The organism is Microcoleus sp. K4-B3 (assembly GCF_036704615.1).
Lineage (GTDB): Bacteria > Cyanobacteriota > Cyanobacteriia > Cyanobacteriales > Microcoleaceae > Microcoleus.
On the sequence record NZ_JAUBSF010000047.1, the window covers coordinates 20,287 to 35,728 of the forward strand.

The following is a 15,442-nucleotide window of genomic DNA, read 5'->3' on the forward strand; positions in this document are numbered from 1 at the left end:
TATGCCTGCAACCTTGCTGAATTATTTAGTACAAATCTCAGAAACTAAGGACGATAATGCTATTGTCCGGTATTGGTGGCTGTGGGTGAGGCAGCAATTGCAAACACAGAGTTTGTAGCTAATTTATAGCAAAGACCAATAAGGAGGTCGATCGCCAAAACTGCATTCGGTCGATCGACATTCCATCACACTAAAATCTAAATCTAAAATCTAAAATAGTCTTATGCGATCGATCGACGAAATCAACGATAAAATCAGCCAGGGCAAAGCTACAGTCTGGACAATCGAAGAACTCAAAACTAGAGTTCAAGAAACCAGCATTACCCAAGCAGCCAAAGAAGTCGATGTGATTACCACCGGCACCTTCGAGCCCATGGAATCCTCCGGTGCAATCATCAACCTCGGCCATACCGACCCGCCGATAAAAATCCGCCAGTGCTGGCTAGACGGCGTTTTAGCCTACTCCGGCTTCGGGGCAGTAGACCTGTATCTGGGAGCCACCCAAGTAGCCGAAGACGGCGAAGAATCCCGCGAACGGGGCGGCGGACACGTCATCGAAGACTTAATAGCCGGCAAACCCGTGCAGTTGCGCGCCCTCGGACAAGTAACAGACTGCTACCCCCGCGCCTCCTTTGAAACCACGATTACCCGCGATACCATCAACCAGTTTTATTTATTCAATCCCCGCAACGCATATCAAAACTTTATTGTTGGCGTCAATGGGGGCGATCGCCCGCTGTTCACCTACCTCGGCCCCCTGCAACCAAACCTCGGCAACGCGGTCTACTCGAACCTTGGAGCCATGTCTCCCCTGCTCAACGACCCCGACCTCGAAATCATCGGCATCGGCACCCGCATCTTCCTAGGAGGCGCTCAGGGCTACATCACCTGGGAAGGAACCCAGCACTTCCCGCTGCAAAAACGCCAGCCCAACCGCACCCCCATCGGCCCGGCCGCCACCCTCGCACTAATCGGCGACGCCAAACAGATGAACTCCAAATGGGTGCGCGGCTGCTACTTCAAAAACTACGGCCCATCCCTGATGCTGGGAGTCGGCATCCCCTTTCCCGTCTTAAACGAAACAGTCGTCGCCCACTGTGCAGTATCCGACAAAAAAATAGTAGCGCCGGTGGTAGATTTCTCTATCCCCCGGCGCGTTCGTCCCACCTTCGGTTTAGTCAGCTATGCTCAATTAAAGACTGGCCGCATCCTGATAGAGGGCAAACCAGTGCGGGCCGCCCCCCTTGCGAGTATGTTTCTCTCCCGGCAAGTAGCATTGGAATTGAAGCAGCAAATTGAAGCGGGTCAATTTACCCTCACGGCCCCAGTTGCTCCCCTACCCACCGACAGAGTATTTCTCCCGCAAGATTTGTGGGGCGCCCAAGTGAGGCTGGAATAGACAGTCCCTAGACTAAAGTCACGGATTATAACTTGAATGAACCACAAGAGGATATTCAAAGATGATCGACGAAAACCATTGTAAGTTTACTGATGAGGATGTTGCTAATGCTGAGGTACAGATTTTTGAACACACAAAGAGAATTGAGTTCTATCTGACGGAATATTCCATTGAGCTTCTGGCCCAAAAGATGCAGAATGGAGATTTCGAGATTCCGACCTACCAGCGCGAGTTCACATGGGAACCAGAGCGCAAATCCCGGTTCATTGAGTCGGTATTGATGGGGCTTCCGATCCCTTTCCTGTTCTTTTGGGAAAGCCCGTCAACAGGTAAGCTTGAAATTGTTGATGGTTCACAGCGCCTTAGAACGATTGAGGAGTTCGTTCTTGGGGACTTTCCCCTAGGTGACTTGGAAGAATTGTCGCTACTGACCGGATTTCGATTCAAAGATCTCCCCGAATCTCGGCAACGAAAAATCAAGAACCGTTCCATTAGGGGGATCGTGCTCAATGAACACGCCGATGAGCAAGCACGATTCGATCTTTTTGATCGAATTAACACAGGAAGCAAGGTCGCGAACAAGGCTGAGGTGCGTCGAGGTGCGTTAGGAGGTGCTTTCCTCGACCTTGTGATTTCACTAGCCAAAGAGCCCACCTTTGTCAAACTTGCGCCGCTATCCAAGAAACTGTTATTGGAGCGCGAGAGAGAAGAGCTCGTTACACGATTCTTCGCCTACGGTGATGGACTGGAGACATACAAAGACAGAGTGTCGGCATTTCTTTTCACCTACACGAAGAAGATGAACGATCGCTTTAAACAGAACCCAGCGGACATTGAGTCCTACCGGCAACGCTTCATGGACATGATAAACTTTGTATCGCGCAACTTCCCGTCGGGCTTCGGCAAAACACCTAAAGGTAAGGCGACACCCCGATCGCGTTTTGAAGCTATAGCCATTGGAAGCTATCTAGCACTTCAGCAACGGCCTGAGATAGCTAACCAATCGCTCAAAGTTGAAGAATGGTTGAACAGCAAGGACTTTACAAAAGTGACCGGCGCCGACGGTGCGAACGCAATACGCAGACTCAGGGCTCGTATACATTTCGTTCGCGATCGTTTACTTGGAGATTGAGGATGGAGGATTTGAGCCAAGCTTTTGAAGAGCGTTTACAGGAAATTGAAACTTACCTTGACCTGCTTGAGTCCATACAGAAACAAGTGCAGGAAGGATTTCCACAAATCGGGGAAGCTCCGATCACTCCGCAACAGCAGAAAATCCTCTATTCGAGTGTTTACTTACAGCTCTACAATCTTGTCGAGTCAACTATTACTCGGTGCGTAGATGCCGTATCTAAGGCAGTGGTTAATAAGAGATCGCAGCCCAACGACTTGTCCATTGAGTTGCGCCGCGAGTGGGTGCGATGCACCGCACGTACCCATAATAATCTCAACTACGAGAAGCGCCTGGAATCTGCATGGAACCTCTGCGATCACTTAGTGCAGGCGCTTCCGATATCGACTTTTGAAGTTGAAAAGGGTGGGGGTGGTAGTTGGGACGATAATGGGATTGAAACCATCAGCAAACGTCTGGGCTTATCGTTGCACATCAGCTCCGACGTCTACAAGAGTGTCAAACGACCATTCCGAAATGATCAAGGTGCGCTTACGTTTATCAAAGACCTTCGGAACGGTTTGGCGCACGGTAGTATGTCATTTGCAGAGAGTAGCGAGGGTATTACTGTTAGCGAACTCCGTGACCTCACTAAACGAACAGCATTGTATCTAACAGAGGTTGTAAATTGCTTCAAGTTATTCATAGATGCACATGAGTTCCTAATGCCGGAGAAGCGACCTACATGAGCACAGGCATGAATCCAGATGAGACTATGGTCGGCGCTCACAGTGGCAAAGAGCCTCAGATCGATCGCGGGAGTACAGCCATTAGCTGCATCGATCTGTTTTGCGGTTTGGGCGGTCTTACGCATGGACTGATCAAAGGAGGTATTCAGGTTGTTGCGGGCATCGACATCGAGCCACAATGTCGCTTCCCATATGAGAGCAACAACGATGCCCTTTTCGTCCAGCAGGATGTCAGTGATCTATCTGGTTCCCAACTTGCAGATATTTTTGGCGATGGGACATTGCGTTTGCTGGCCGGCTGCGCGCCCTGCCAACCATTCTCGACTTACAGCCGTAAGGGACGCCAGGAACGCCAGGACACTAAGTGGGTTCTCGTATCCGACTTCGGTCGGTTGGTACGGGAGACTCAACCCGACTTCGTAACGATGGAGAATGTGCCACAGCTTTTAGAGCATGAAGTTTTCAAGGATTTTTTGAAGGACCTCAAAGGCTATGCGACCAGTTGCAGTATTGTAGATTGTGTTCAATATGGAGTTCCACAGACTCGTAAACGGCTTGTGCTGCTAGCGTCCCGATTCGGGCCAGTAGAATTAGTACCTCCAATCTTTTCTAGACGATCGTGCACAACTGTGCGTGAGGCCATTTCCCATCTACCCGCCTTAGCCGCCGGATGCTCCGATCCAAATGACGCACTTCATACCGCATCCTCACTAAGTGACCTGAACCTCCGCCGAATCAGAGCCTCAAAACCCGGAGGCACATGGCATGACTGGGATGATTCACTGCTGGCACCATGTCATCGTAAGAAATCCGGACAAACTTATGCTAGCGTGTATGGTCGTATGAAGTGGGACGCCCCGGCTCCAACGATCACAACCCAATGCTTCGGCTACGGAAATGGTCGGTTCGGACATCCGGAACAGGATCGTGCAATCTCTCTGAGAGAGGCCGCTATCCTTCAGACTTTTCCCGAAAACTACCGCTTCCTAGCTCCTGGCGAGCGTGTCTGTTTCAGCAAACTGGGTCGTTTAATCGGAAACGCTGTTCCTGTCAAAATTGGCGAGGTGGTAGCGCAGAGCCTACAGGCTCATGTACAGAAGTACCACAAGCCGCTAAAGTAAAAATGCAAGATTAAAAGTTTTTTTAACCTTAAATCTTGCATTTTTACTTTGACTATTTTTTATTCCTCGATCGGCTTAGGCTTCTTAACCGGCTTAGGAAGAGGTTCCTTCGGGACAGGCGGTGGTGCTGCTGCTGCGGACTTGATGGTAGGACGCCCTACAGGAGCACCGTCACCGCTGGGCCTAGGAGTAAACGGACGCTTCCCTCCTTTTTTGAAACCACCGGGCGGCTTGCTGCCAGGGGGGAATTTCCGCTTTTTAATCGGCAGGGCGCCAATATTATTAGCCTGCTCAATCATCAGACTGTCAGCTTTCAATTTGACGTGGAAATCCCAAAAAAACCCGATCGCTTTTGTTGCTAAATCTCCCTTGAGTTTCAGTTTAAAAAACTTCATCTTGTCGTCATTCTTGCGGGGAGCTTGCTTGATTTTGACGATGACATACTTTTCTTCGTCTTGGGATTGATAAATCACCTCACCTCTAATCGAAAAATAGCCATCTTCAACATCAGGTTCCGAGGGCGGCAAAGATCCGGTCGATGCTTCGCCGCTAGCCTCAATCTCCGCTGCTTCCTGATTTTCCTCATCAGAGGACGGTTCGGGAGGTTTCTTGAGCGTTTCCGGCTCCCAAACTCCCATAATCTGGGCGTGCAAGTTACCGTCTTCTTGCCTGGTGCGGGGATATACCACCCACAGGTGTTCTTGTTCGAGGTCGAGGTGATTTTTGACTAAACTCATGACTCTACCCAGCAAAACTGCGTCGATGGCAGTTCCGTCGGCAGCTATCAGCATACCCCGGGTGAATTGCTCTTCTGATTGCGTGTAGCGGCCCCGCACCAAACCAACAGCTCGGTACTGTCTGGGTTCGCTGGGCGGGGGAATGGGATGTTGGCGCATGACCGAGGGTATGTCCTCAGCGGCCTGACTTTCGTTAGCCACAGGCTCGGCGTTTGCCGGCGGTGCGACTGCGAGCGCTGGAGTATCGCTCACAGCTTCCGAAGGCGCTGCTTGCTCCGAGGGTTCAGGAGCATTACTGGGCGGGTCTTGTGGCTTTGTTTTGTCCTTGTCGAGGGCAGAACTGTAGCGTGGTCGTTGCAGCTTATCCTTGGACGCTGGGGCGTCTGTTGGCGCTGGCGGTTGATTTTGGTCAACAGGTGCAGCCAACGCCGAAGGCACCGGACTTTCGTCTGGTGTCTCAGGAATAGAATCTGTATCTTTAGGCGGATTGACGGCCAGTTCGCTGGGCTGAGCCTTGCGAGTTGAAGTAGATTTGGACGATTTGGAAGACCGGTTGGGAGAGGGGTTCATAAAAACTCCTTGCAGCGGAGACACATCCCTTAAGGGAAATTAGGAATAAACTGAAGAAACTGCTTTAAAAACTACTAGCACCTGACTTGGGGCTTGCGCCCGGAGGTCTGGTTGTGACCCGTCAACGCCAACTTTCAACGCTACCAGTGCCGATCGGTTCTCTGGCTGCTAAAATCCTTGCGAGCAAGAACTTTGGCAGTTGTTGACCGATCGATCCAGCGATAGCGCTGAGTTGGAGTTGCTGGCTAATAGCATTTAGGATATTCAGCTTGCCTATTTTACTTAATCCAATTACCTAACGGGCTGATCCGCCATATTTTCGGTAATTTTTAGCTTGACCAGACTAAATTGGACAGACACCGCAGTCCTTGGGGCTGCGGGTCTGAGTGTCCAAAATTGTTTAGCTAGCATGGAGTTGTGGGTCTGTTACCATATTAGCTGCAAGTAAAAGGCTGCTTTATCAGTTGGGACTTTGAAGTTAAGAACTTTTATGGTTGCATGGATCTAGTTAAATGGCAGACGCCCCCGGGCGATGCGTTAATTCTTAGAAAATAGTAGATTTTAAGCTGGGATAGTTGAATTATGGAAAAAGCAAACAAGCGTCGTGGGTTGATTACTGTGGTGGTGGTGCTGTCGCTCATCGCTTTTTTGGGATTTTCTCTCGTTCCAATTTTGGACAGTATTCTCAAGGCCAGCCAAGCGCAAAGTCGGTCAACTCCAACGCCTACTCAGACGGCGCAGTCTGGGGAGAAGCAATCAGAGTTGCTGCAAGCTCAGGCTAGGGGGTACGAATTGGTTTTGCAGCGGGAACCTGACAACGTAACGGCTTTGCGGGGATTGTTGCAGGTGCGGCTGGAGTTGATCGGACAAGGAGTGGGGGACATTAAGGATGCGATCGGTCCTTTGGAAAAGTTGGCTTCGCTGAATCCCGAGACTACTGAATACGGGATTTTGCTGGCTCAGGCTAAGGAACGCACGGGCGATCGCGAAGGGGCTGCTCAAGCTTACAGGTCAATTTTAGCGTCTAAGCCTGGGGAAATTAAGGCTTTGCAGGGGTTGGTGAATTTGTTGTTAGTGCAGCAGCGGCCGGAAGCTGCGATCGGACTGCTGCAAGATACGCTGAAGGCGGCTCCGGCTGCCAATCAGGCGAAACCGGAAAGTGTGGATGTAACTTCGGTGCAGTTGATTTTGGGACAGGTTTATGCTGTGCAGAAGCGGTTTGATGAGGCGATCGCAATTTACGACGAATCTGCTAAGGCTAATCCCAAAGATTTTCGCCCGACTTTAGGAAAGGCGATCGTGCTGAAGGAACAGGGCAAAACAGATGAAGCAAAAACGCTGTTCGATCGAGCTACTGAGTTAGCTCCTCCTAACTATAAAGACCAAATTAATCAGTTAGCTAGTGGCACTCCTTCGCCTTCTCCTGCGGCTACGACGACTCCCGAACCGGCTGCTTCTCCTAGTCCTGAAGGTGCGCTACCGAAACCTTAAGGAAAGTTTTAAGTAAAAGAGTTTTGAGTGGTCAGTGAAAGAGTTTGAAGTTAAAAACTTAATCGTTTAAAATCAAAACTATTCGCTTTCTTCTTCATTACGCAGGACTTAGGAAAAGAAACCCGGTTTCTACGATAAATCTTGGTTTAACGACGACAGATACATGAAGAAACCGGGTTTCTAAGCCCTCGCGCCCAGCGTCCTGTTACCGACTACCAATTACTAATTACCAATTATGTAAGACCTCGGAGGGAATTATGACCCAAAGCGTTGACCGCGTTGTTCTACCTCCTGCTTTTCCAGACCACACTCAATTACCAGAGTCAGACGGTACTTTTGTGAAAAATTTTCAGGAGCATCCGCAAAGTTTAATTTTAACAGATTCGATCGGCCCGATTTTGCAGCAGCGGCATCCTGACGGACAATATGCGATCGGTCAAGACTGCGGCATTTACTGGCGAGAAACCGAGCCTCCGGAAAAAGGTGCAGAAGCTCCAGATTGGTTTTATGTTCCCAATGTACCTCCTAATTTAGACGGTCAAATTCGCCGTTCCTACGTGCTGTGGCGGGAACACATAGCACCATTAATTGCTTTGGAATTTGCTAGCGGGAACGGTGATGAAGAGCGCGAACGCACTCCTTTATCTCGCACTGATGAAGGGGTAATAACGAAACCGGGCAAGTTTTGGGTGTACGAACAGGTGATGCGAATTCCCTATTACGGTATCTATGAAATTAACAGCGGTCGATTAGAAGTTTATCGGTTGATGGAGGGGTATTATCAACTGTTAGAACTCAATCAACGCGGTCATTTTCCCATTGCATCTTTAGGCGTAGAATTGGGACTTTGGCAAGGCAGTTATCAAAATCAAACCATGCTTTGGCTGCGCTGGTGGGACGAGGAAGGTAATTTGCTGTTAATTGGCGATGAAAGGGCCCAATTGGAGAGATTGCGAGGGGAACAACAGCGGGAAAGGGCCGAGAGTGCAGAACAGGCACGACAAGCTGAATTTCAGGCAAGAAGGGATGCAATTCCCCGGTTGTTGGGAATGGGTTTGAGTATCGAACAAGTGGCGCAGGCGTTAAGTTTATCTGTGGAGGAAGTGACGGAGAATACTGGAGAGTGAGATAGTGAGAGAGAATTGGGGAAAAGGGCGATCGCTCTTAATAGACTTCATCATGAGAACCCATTTTGAGCAATAAAATAGCTTCCTCCTCATCTTCTGGATCGGTCACAAACTCAAACAAAATCCGATAATAATAATCTATTGAACACGACCAGATACCCGATAAATCTCCTGTCAGTTTGTGAGTTCGCAAGCTGGGGTTAAAGCAGTCTTCAGACAAAAGTTCAAGCGTAGCTTCAATTAAAAGGCGAAGCTGAGGATTTTTACGAACTAACTTTTTGAAAGTACGAATAGATTTGGGAGTCCAACCAATTTTCATCCATCATCCAACACCGCCATAACATCGGCTACCGACCCAAATTTAACATTCCCCTCTGCATACTCTTGACGAACTTGTGCCACTTCCTTGAGTAATTCATTTCGTCGCTGTTGTCGCAGACGATTCTGAAGAATATCTAGAAGCATAGCTTGATCTTCTAATGATAAAACTTCTACAGCTTCAAGAGCTTGCTGGAATTGAGATGTGTGTGTCGTTTTACTCATATATTATTTTGAGCTACTTAGAACCACGTTGGGAGAAGCAATGACCAGCGCCACATCCTCGCGTGTTGCTCCGATTGCTAACAAAGTCCTTACCATCAAATCAAGAGAAACAGACGGATCGCCAGCTTCAATTTTAGCTACCCGTGACTGACTTGACTTGATTTTCTTAGCTAAACTCTCTTGAGAAAGGTTTTGATCGATCCGAAGCTGCTTCAAGCGTTTACTCAGAGACAGCTTCATCTCAATAAAAGCAACTTCTTCGGTAGAAAGTTCCAGAAAGTCGGCGGCATCTCCCACGCACCAACCTGCTGCTTCTAAACGTTGACGTTTAACGGGATCCATTGTAAATTTTACCTCATTTAATTATGTGAATTGCACAGAAATCGGCTAACAAAAACAAAAACCAGTCACTTCAGCTAGGGGACTATTCCCAGAAACCCGGTTGCGCCACAAAGAGTGCAAGTCCTAAAAAATTGAATACGGTTCAGTTAACAGTGTTTGTTTCCGGAGAGCCCCCTCGCATCCCCTCTTCAGAATGGGGACGAAAGAGAATACTCTTGCTCCCCCTTTTTTAGGGAGTAGGAGGGTTCTTCCTGCGGGGGCTCAGTCTTAACTGAACCGCATTACTGAAAATTTAGGTTCCTCCTGAGATTTTATCGTACGAGCTCAGTCGTCTCTGACACTTTTCAATTACGGGCTTAGGCGTTTTCTGAGTGTTTTTTTTAAACACATCTGCGATGACAATAGCATCGAAGTCTATTCGGTAAATAATTCACCACTGTTTATCGGCTTTACTATCACCGATCCGCAATTCGTGGCAGTGAGGGCCGATGCTTGGCATAGGTCGAGAAACAGGCATCGCTAAAATTTCTCCATTTTGTAACCTCCTTAATAATATCCCTGCCTCACTTCGCGCTGAGGTTGAAAAAGGGGGAGTTTTTACTTCGCCACTCAACCAAACAACATTTTTATTCTCGCCTTGGGATTCCATCAGTTAACGACTTTATAGTCATAGAGCGCATCGATTTAGTGATATGTCATATCTGACATAATTATAGCAAAACATAACTAAAAGTGGTACAAGAGACTAAAGATTGTCTAATTTAGTCTCAGGCAGAGCGATCGGCCGATTGGTTTTTTTTGTGTACGAACGTACACAATTCCTCACTCGAATAAAATCTTTTTAGGTCTTGTCACTGACCTAGGAAGGTTGCGAATAGGTCTAGGAACTATATCAGATAAGGGTTGCAGCCCGTATACTCTGTTGATAAAATGGTACGATCTCAATTCCGAAGGTTTTCCTTGTTCCCAAATTCAGCACGGGAACAAGGATTTCAAACTAACTTTTAATACTTACGTTCCTGCGGCTCAAACATCGTAATCGCCACTGGCATATAAGCCAAATCAATCCCCGCAGGCGAATAATACGCCATTGTATGCTTCAAGAAATTGCTGTCATCGCGCTCAGTAAAATCTTCCCGCGAATGAGCTCCCCGACTTTCCTGCCGGTTCAAAGCAGAAGTTAAAATCATTTTCCCGACAATTATCAAACTACGCAACTCCAAAGCTTCCACAATTTCCGTATTCCACAACTTGCCTTTATCGTCTAAGTAAACCTCCTGATATTGTCGCTCTAAATCCTCCAATTTCTTTAAACCTTCCTGCATCAATTCGGCGCTACGAAATACGCCACAATACTCAGTCATAGTATCTTGATAATGCTGCCGAATTTGATTGATGCGGTATTTTCCCGGACGTTCTAAAAGTGCCTGAATTTGCTCTTTTGCTTCCGTAATATAACGCTGTTCGTCTACGGCAGGCAACTTGCGATTTTGTACGAATTGTGCTATGGTTGCGCCAGTAACTTTGCCGTAAACTACGCATTCCAATAGCGAATTACTGCCCAAACGGTTGGCGCCGTGAACCGACACGCAAGCTGCTTCGCCGGCTGCAAAGAAACCGTCTACCAAACTGTCAGGACTGCTGCGAACTTGCCCGCTAACATTAGTAGGAATTCCCCCCATTGAATAGTGAACGGTAGGGCGGACGGGCATCGGCTGATTTACGGCATCAATTCCTAACAAACGGTGGGCTTCTTCCCAAGCAAAAGGAATCTTGCTCATAATTTTTTCGCGTCCCATGTGCCGCAAATCGAGGTAGATAAAGGGGCCGCCTGCACTACCATCAACATTAATTCCTCGACCGGCGCGAATTTCTATGGAAATTGACCGCGAGGTGATATCTCTGGGCGCTAATTCCATCCGCGACGGGGCATAATTCGCCATAAATCGATCGCCCTCTGAATTAATCAAATAAGCGCCTTCGCCCCTCACAGCCTCCGAAATCAGCACTCCCACGGGATACAAACCCGTCGGGTGAAACTGCACGAATTCCATATCTTCCAGCGGCAATCCAGCTAAAGCCGTCATCGCCAAACCGTCTCCCGTCGAGGCGTAATCGTTCGACGTGGTATTGTAAACTCGGCCGTAACCGCCCGTGGCAAACATCACCGCCTTAGCACGGACAACCTCAATTTGACCGTCGTGAAGCCGGTACATAACTACGCCCTTGGCTTGGCCTTCTTCCAAAATCAGGCGCGTGACATACCACTCCTGATAGATGTGAACTCCGCAGCGGCGCAGATTATTTACCAATTCGTGGAGGATGGCGTGACCGGTTTTGTCGGCGGCGTAGCAGGTGCGGCGGTGAGAATGCCCGCCGAAAGCGCGCTGGGCAATTCGGCCGTCTGGGAGGCGGGAGAAGAGGACTCCCATGTGTTCTAAATCTATGACTACACCGGGTGCTTCCCGGGTGAGGATTTCTACCGCGTCTTGGTCGGCTAAATAGTCTGAACCTTTTACCGTGTCGAAGGCGTGGGCTTTCCAACTGTCTTCGGGATCGACATTTTGCAGGCTGGATGCCATGCCGCCTTGGGCTGCGACGGAGTGCGATCGAATCGGGTGAGTTTTGGCAACTACAGCTACCTTTAAACTGGGGTCAGTCCGGGCAATTTCTACTGCGGCGCGACAACCTGCTAAACCGCCGCCTACAATGATTACGTCGTGTTCTAGCATTTCTTTTAATTATTTTGAGTGTTCTGCTCAACTTATGGTGACGCAAAAAAAAACTTCCTACCAAAAGAGCAGGAAGTTTTTTAACTTTTGATTTGAATGGAAAATCAAAAGTTAAAATTTCAAATTGGACTAGCCGGCGCTTTCGACAGACTGCTGAATCGACTGATTTCCCGTTGCAGAAGGTTGAGGTTCCGTACCGGGTTCTACAGCAAGCACTTCAATGTTATTTAGCAGAGTTGTAACGAAAGCAAACAGCAAGAAGGGCAGAGACAGCACTAAAATCAAGCCGACGGTAGCCAAGGCGTAGATTTGGCGGGCGCTACTCCACAAGGCGAGTGCCGACGCTAGACTTAGGAAGATGACTATCAGCCAAACAATGATTTGACCGTAAATGTCGCCAAAGGTGAGGGTACATTTAAGGCGATAGTTTTGGATGTTATTCATTTGATGCCTCGCGAGATTGCTATTACGACTTGTCCAAAAATACTTTGACAGTGCGTCAGTGCCCACTGTAAATTTCTAAGTTTAGCTGCCGCAACTTGGTTTTGGGGCTGTTTTAAACATTCTTTATATAAGTTGCCACAACACTTGATAAATTTTTGCTTCTGACTGGGAATTTCTGCCGAAACAGTTGGCGATCGCACTCCGACGCCTAGAAACCCGGTTTTGTACTGTTTTGGCGGGCTGACTAGAAGTAAACGCGCCAAAAAACCAAGGTGATGACCGCCCGTGCGTCCAGGATTACGAAACAAAGGCATAAGGGGAAAGTCTACTTTTTGAGGGAGCCCCGACTTGGTAAAGTAATGTTAAGCTTCATGAGAATAGAATCCACCTTTATAGCGTCCCACCTGTCTTTTGGCCCATGTCTTCAGAGAGCAAATTGCTGATTTCGCGCTGTTTCCTGGCTAGTTTGGGAACGCAGACCTTTGTGTACCGCGAAGACCGGATTCCCCAGGAGAGTCCGGTGCTGGTGGTGAGCAATCACCGCAGTTTCTTAGATCCTGTGCTGCTGACGGCGGCTTTGGGTCGATCGATCCGCTTTGCTTGTCATCATTACATGGGTCAAGTCCCGGTGATTCGGGAAGTTGTCACGAGTTTCGGCGCTTTCCCCTTAGAAGCACCGGAGCACCGACAGCAGCATTTTTTCTCTCAAGCGACAGCGCTGCTGCAAGGCGGGGAGATGGTGGGGGTGTTTCCAGAGGGTGCAGAACCGATGGTGAAGCTTACTGGGCCCAATACTGTGGGGAAGTTTCAGCGGGGATTTGCTCATTTGGCTTTGCGGGCGCCGGTGCGGGATTTGGCGGTTTTGCCGGTGGCGATTAGTTCTTTTGAGGAACAGTCGGTACGATCGGGTGTACCGCTCAAGTTGTTGAGTTTGTTCGATCCCTCGGAACCGCTGTTCGATCGAGCTGGGTGGCATCCTGTGATAATTTATCAGCGAGTTAATGTTTTAATCGGCCGGCCTTACTGGATTACTGTCGATCGACAGCAGCAATATCGAGGCAAAAAAGCCAAAGCAGTTGTTGCTGAACTCACAGACCACTGTCAGGGGGAAATTGCAGAATTACTCCAACGAGGTTGTTTGTAAGTTTGTTGACTGTTGGCTGTTGGCTGTTGACTGCTGACTGTTGGCTGGTGTCAGATTTCCAATCTAAAATCTAAAATCTAAAATCTAAAATCGATTGACTTGAATCATGGCAAATGCTAACAACAAGGTTCGTTTCCTAACCCCCAAACCGCCGAAACCCGATCGCCCTTTATTTGTATTTCTGCCCGGTATGGATGGCAGCGGTTTGCTGCTGCGGCCGCAAATTTCTAAATTAGCAAATCATTTCGACATTCGCTGCTTAACGGTACCGGCTGACGACATGGCTAGTTGGGATGTACTTGTTAGCGAAACAATTGCCTTAATTGAAGCAGAAAAGCAAGCCGGAAAGCCGCAGCGGCCTGTTTATCTGTGTGGGGAGTCATTTGGGGGCTGTTTAGCGATGAAAACTGTTTTAGAAGCTCCTCAATTGTGCGATCGATTAATGTTAGTCAATCCAGCTTCTTCGTTTCGACAGCAGCCTTGGGTCCAGTGGGGATCGTACCTGACTCAGTGGCTGCCGGCCAACCTTTATCCGCTGTCGGTAATCGGTCTATTGCCGATATTAGCATCCTTAGGAAAGATTGGGCGCGACGATCGCCGCGCTTTGCTAGAAGCGATGCAAGCGGTACCGCAAAACACCTCTGTGTGGAGATTGGCGTTAGTGCGATCGTTTAATGTTGACGAAAATCAGTTGCGCGGCATCAAACAGCCGACGCTAGTAATTGCTAGCGGTGCAGATCGGCTGCTGCCTTCCCTAGTAGAAGCGAAGCTTTTAGTCAAGGTAATTCCGAATGCTGAAATGGTGCTGCTGGCTAACAGCGGTCATGCTTGTTTGTTAGAAACAGATGTTAACCTTTACGGCATTATGCAAGCTCGCAATTTTTTGACAAAATCCGAAGAAAACCTTTCATTAGTCAACAGTCATTAGTCATTAGTCATTGGGCATTGGGCATTGGGCATTGGGCATTGGGCATCTCCGAAAAACAATCTTATCGGCATCAGCAATTACCAATTATATTATGTCCGGTCAATCGATTACGGCTACAGTGCGAGCTTCTAGCTCGCGAGCGGGACGCTCGCACTTGACAATAATTATCAGGATTACCCGGACATGATGTTATCAATTACCAATGCCCAATTCCCGATTCGCAATTCCCAATTCCCAATTAACTAATTAAGATTTAGCCATTTTTGAGCGTTAAGCCGCTGGACTACGCCAAAAACCATGAGGTCTAGAGTAACCTTGCGCTCGTCTATCAAAAAAGGCTCTAAAGTGCTGGTTTTGGTATTATTTTCTGCGCAGGAAAATGCTCTTTGACTTTGAATATTTTCTTGAGGAAAATACAGGTTAAATTGGCGCTGACCTTCTTGGAATTTACCAATTACCTGCCAGCAATCCCCGGCGGAACTCATGCCAGCAACGGGAAGTTTTTGCTTGATCAAACTCACCTCTAAATCCTTAACCCCCTGCTTAGTTAAAGCAGTTTGCAAGGCGGGCAAATAATCTTGTTGAATAAAATCCGCAAAGGGTTTGTCTTCAACAGCAGGTGCTTTTTCCTTTTTGGCTTTAGCTGGGGGCTTGTCGCCTTCGGCCTTGGCTGCGGGCTTTTTAGCAGTCGCCTGAGGCTTGTCAGTGCTGGGCAAGTCAGTTGTCTCGGGTGCGTCGGAACTCGGAGCGTCCTCCACCGCAGCATTGGGAGTTTCGGATTCGCCAGCGGTAGGATTTTTCGGTTCTTTCTTGGCTGCGGGCTTTTTAGCAGTCGCCTGAGGCTTGTCAGTGCTGGGCAAGTCAGTTGTCTCGGGTGCGTCGGAACTCGGAGCGTCCTCGATCGCAGCACTGGGAGTTTCCGATTCTCCAGCAGTAGGATTTTTCGGTTCTTCTGGCATTAACGCTTCCTTTTAAAAGTGATCGGTAAGGAGTTGTGAGTGCAG

16 protein-coding genes are annotated in these 15,442 nt (G+C 48.5%); 8 read left to right on the forward strand and 8 right to left on the reverse strand.

Features of this window, described 5'->3' with window-relative positions; genetic code table 11:
• The first annotated feature begins 223 nt into the window (after window positions 1-223).
• The 4 genes from QUA78_RS19325 (at window position 224) to QUA78_RS19340 (ending at window position 4,380) form a co-directional block, all read left to right on the forward strand.
• Window positions 224-1,399, forward strand: coding sequence for a homocysteine biosynthesis protein (locus QUA78_RS19325; protein WP_333036886.1), 1,176 nt, complete (start codon window positions 224-226; stop codon window positions 1,397-1,399).
• A gap of 61 nt (window positions 1,400-1,460) precedes the next feature.
• The gene (locus QUA78_RS19330; protein WP_333304289.1) at window positions 1,461-2,531 is read left to right on the forward strand and encodes a DUF262 domain-containing protein; all 1,071 of its coding nucleotides are present in this window, start codon (window positions 1,461-1,463) and stop codon (window positions 2,529-2,531) included.
• A gap of 2 nt (window positions 2,532-2,533) precedes the next feature.
• Window positions 2,534-3,259 (forward strand): MAE_28990/MAE_18760 family HEPN-like nuclease, encoded by a 726-nt coding sequence (locus QUA78_RS19335; protein ID WP_333304290.1) that lies wholly within the window; start codon window positions 2,534-2,536, stop codon window positions 3,257-3,259.
• A gap of 8 nt (window positions 3,260-3,267) precedes the next feature.
• A complete protein-coding gene (locus QUA78_RS19340; RefSeq protein ID WP_333304291.1) occupies window positions 3,268-4,380 on the forward strand; it encodes a DNA cytosine methyltransferase in 1,113 nt (370 codons plus the stop codon).
• Window positions 4,381-4,439: 59 nt separating this feature from the next.
• Here the strand turns inward: QUA78_RS19340 and QUA78_RS19345 are convergent, their stop codons facing one another.
• A complete protein-coding gene (locus tag QUA78_RS19345) occupies window positions 4,440-5,687 on the reverse strand; it encodes a hypothetical protein (protein ID WP_333304292.1) in 1,248 nt (415 codons plus the stop codon).
• Window positions 5,688-6,269: 582 nt separating this feature from the next.
• On the opposite strand from QUA78_RS19345, the gene QUA78_RS19350 reads away from it, so the two are divergent.
• Window positions 6,270-7,178 carry a tetratricopeptide repeat protein gene (locus QUA78_RS19350; RefSeq protein ID WP_333398974.1) on the forward strand — a complete coding sequence of 303 codons (909 nt, stop codon included), beginning with the start codon at window positions 6,270-6,272 and terminating at the stop codon, window positions 7,176-7,178.
• A 257-nt stretch (window positions 7,179-7,435) separates the two neighbouring features.
• Window positions 7,436-8,305, forward strand: coding sequence for a Uma2 family endonuclease (locus tag QUA78_RS19355; protein WP_333398975.1), 870 nt, complete (start codon window positions 7,436-7,438; stop codon window positions 8,303-8,305).
• 37 nt (window positions 8,306-8,342) lie between these two features.
• Here the strand turns inward: QUA78_RS19355 and QUA78_RS19360 are convergent, their stop codons facing one another.
• From QUA78_RS19360 to QUA78_RS19385, 6 genes are all read right to left on the reverse strand, one after another.
• On the reverse strand, window positions 8,343-8,624 hold the full coding sequence (locus QUA78_RS19360; RefSeq protein WP_333357201.1) for a type II toxin-antitoxin system mRNA interferase toxin, RelE/StbE family: 282 nt from the start codon (window positions 8,622-8,624) through the stop codon (window positions 8,343-8,345).
• Window positions 8,621-8,848 (reverse strand): hypothetical protein, encoded by a 228-nt coding sequence (locus QUA78_RS19365; protein WP_333304043.1) that lies wholly within the window; start codon window positions 8,846-8,848, stop codon window positions 8,621-8,623. Before QUA78_RS19365 ends, QUA78_RS19360 begins: the two co-directional genes overlap by 4 nt.
• A gap of 3 nt (window positions 8,849-8,851) precedes the next feature.
• Entirely contained in the window at window positions 8,852-9,190 is a 339-nt protein-coding gene (locus QUA78_RS19370; RefSeq protein WP_333304042.1) for a helix-turn-helix transcriptional regulator, read from the reverse strand.
• A gap of 1,004 nt (window positions 9,191-10,194) precedes the next feature.
• Window positions 10,195-11,922 carry a succinate dehydrogenase/fumarate reductase flavoprotein subunit gene (locus QUA78_RS19375; protein WP_333304041.1) on the reverse strand — a complete coding sequence of 576 codons (1,728 nt, stop codon included), beginning with the start codon at window positions 11,920-11,922 and terminating at the stop codon, window positions 10,195-10,197.
• A gap of 129 nt (window positions 11,923-12,051) precedes the next feature.
• A complete protein-coding gene (locus QUA78_RS19380; protein WP_333304040.1) occupies window positions 12,052-12,366 on the reverse strand; it encodes a hypothetical protein in 315 nt (104 codons plus the stop codon).
• A complete protein-coding gene (locus tag QUA78_RS19385; protein WP_333304039.1) occupies window positions 12,363-12,680 on the reverse strand; it encodes a hypothetical protein in 318 nt (105 codons plus the stop codon). Before QUA78_RS19385 ends, QUA78_RS19380 begins: the two co-directional genes overlap by 4 nt.
• Window positions 12,681-12,784: 104 nt before the next feature.
• Between QUA78_RS19385 and QUA78_RS19390 the strand changes: the two genes are divergently transcribed.
• Both QUA78_RS19390 and QUA78_RS19395 read left to right on the forward strand, forming a co-directional pair.
• Window positions 12,785-13,510 carry a lysophospholipid acyltransferase family protein gene (locus QUA78_RS19390; protein WP_333304038.1) on the forward strand — a complete coding sequence of 242 codons (726 nt, stop codon included), beginning with the start codon at window positions 12,785-12,787 and terminating at the stop codon, window positions 13,508-13,510.
• A 106-nt stretch (window positions 13,511-13,616) separates the two neighbouring features.
• Window positions 13,617-14,438, forward strand: a complete 822-nt coding sequence (locus tag QUA78_RS19395) for an alpha/beta hydrolase (RefSeq protein WP_333304037.1) — start codon at window positions 13,617-13,619, stop codon at window positions 14,436-14,438.
• A 242-nt stretch (window positions 14,439-14,680) separates the two neighbouring features.
• Here QUA78_RS19395 and QUA78_RS19400 read toward each other — a convergent pair whose 3' ends face one another.
• Window positions 14,681-15,397: a DUF2996 domain-containing protein gene (locus tag QUA78_RS19400; RefSeq protein ID WP_333304036.1), complete on the reverse strand. Its 717-nt coding sequence runs from the start codon at window positions 15,395-15,397 to the stop codon at window positions 14,681-14,683.
• Between the last annotated feature and the right edge of the window lie 45 nt (window positions 15,398-15,442).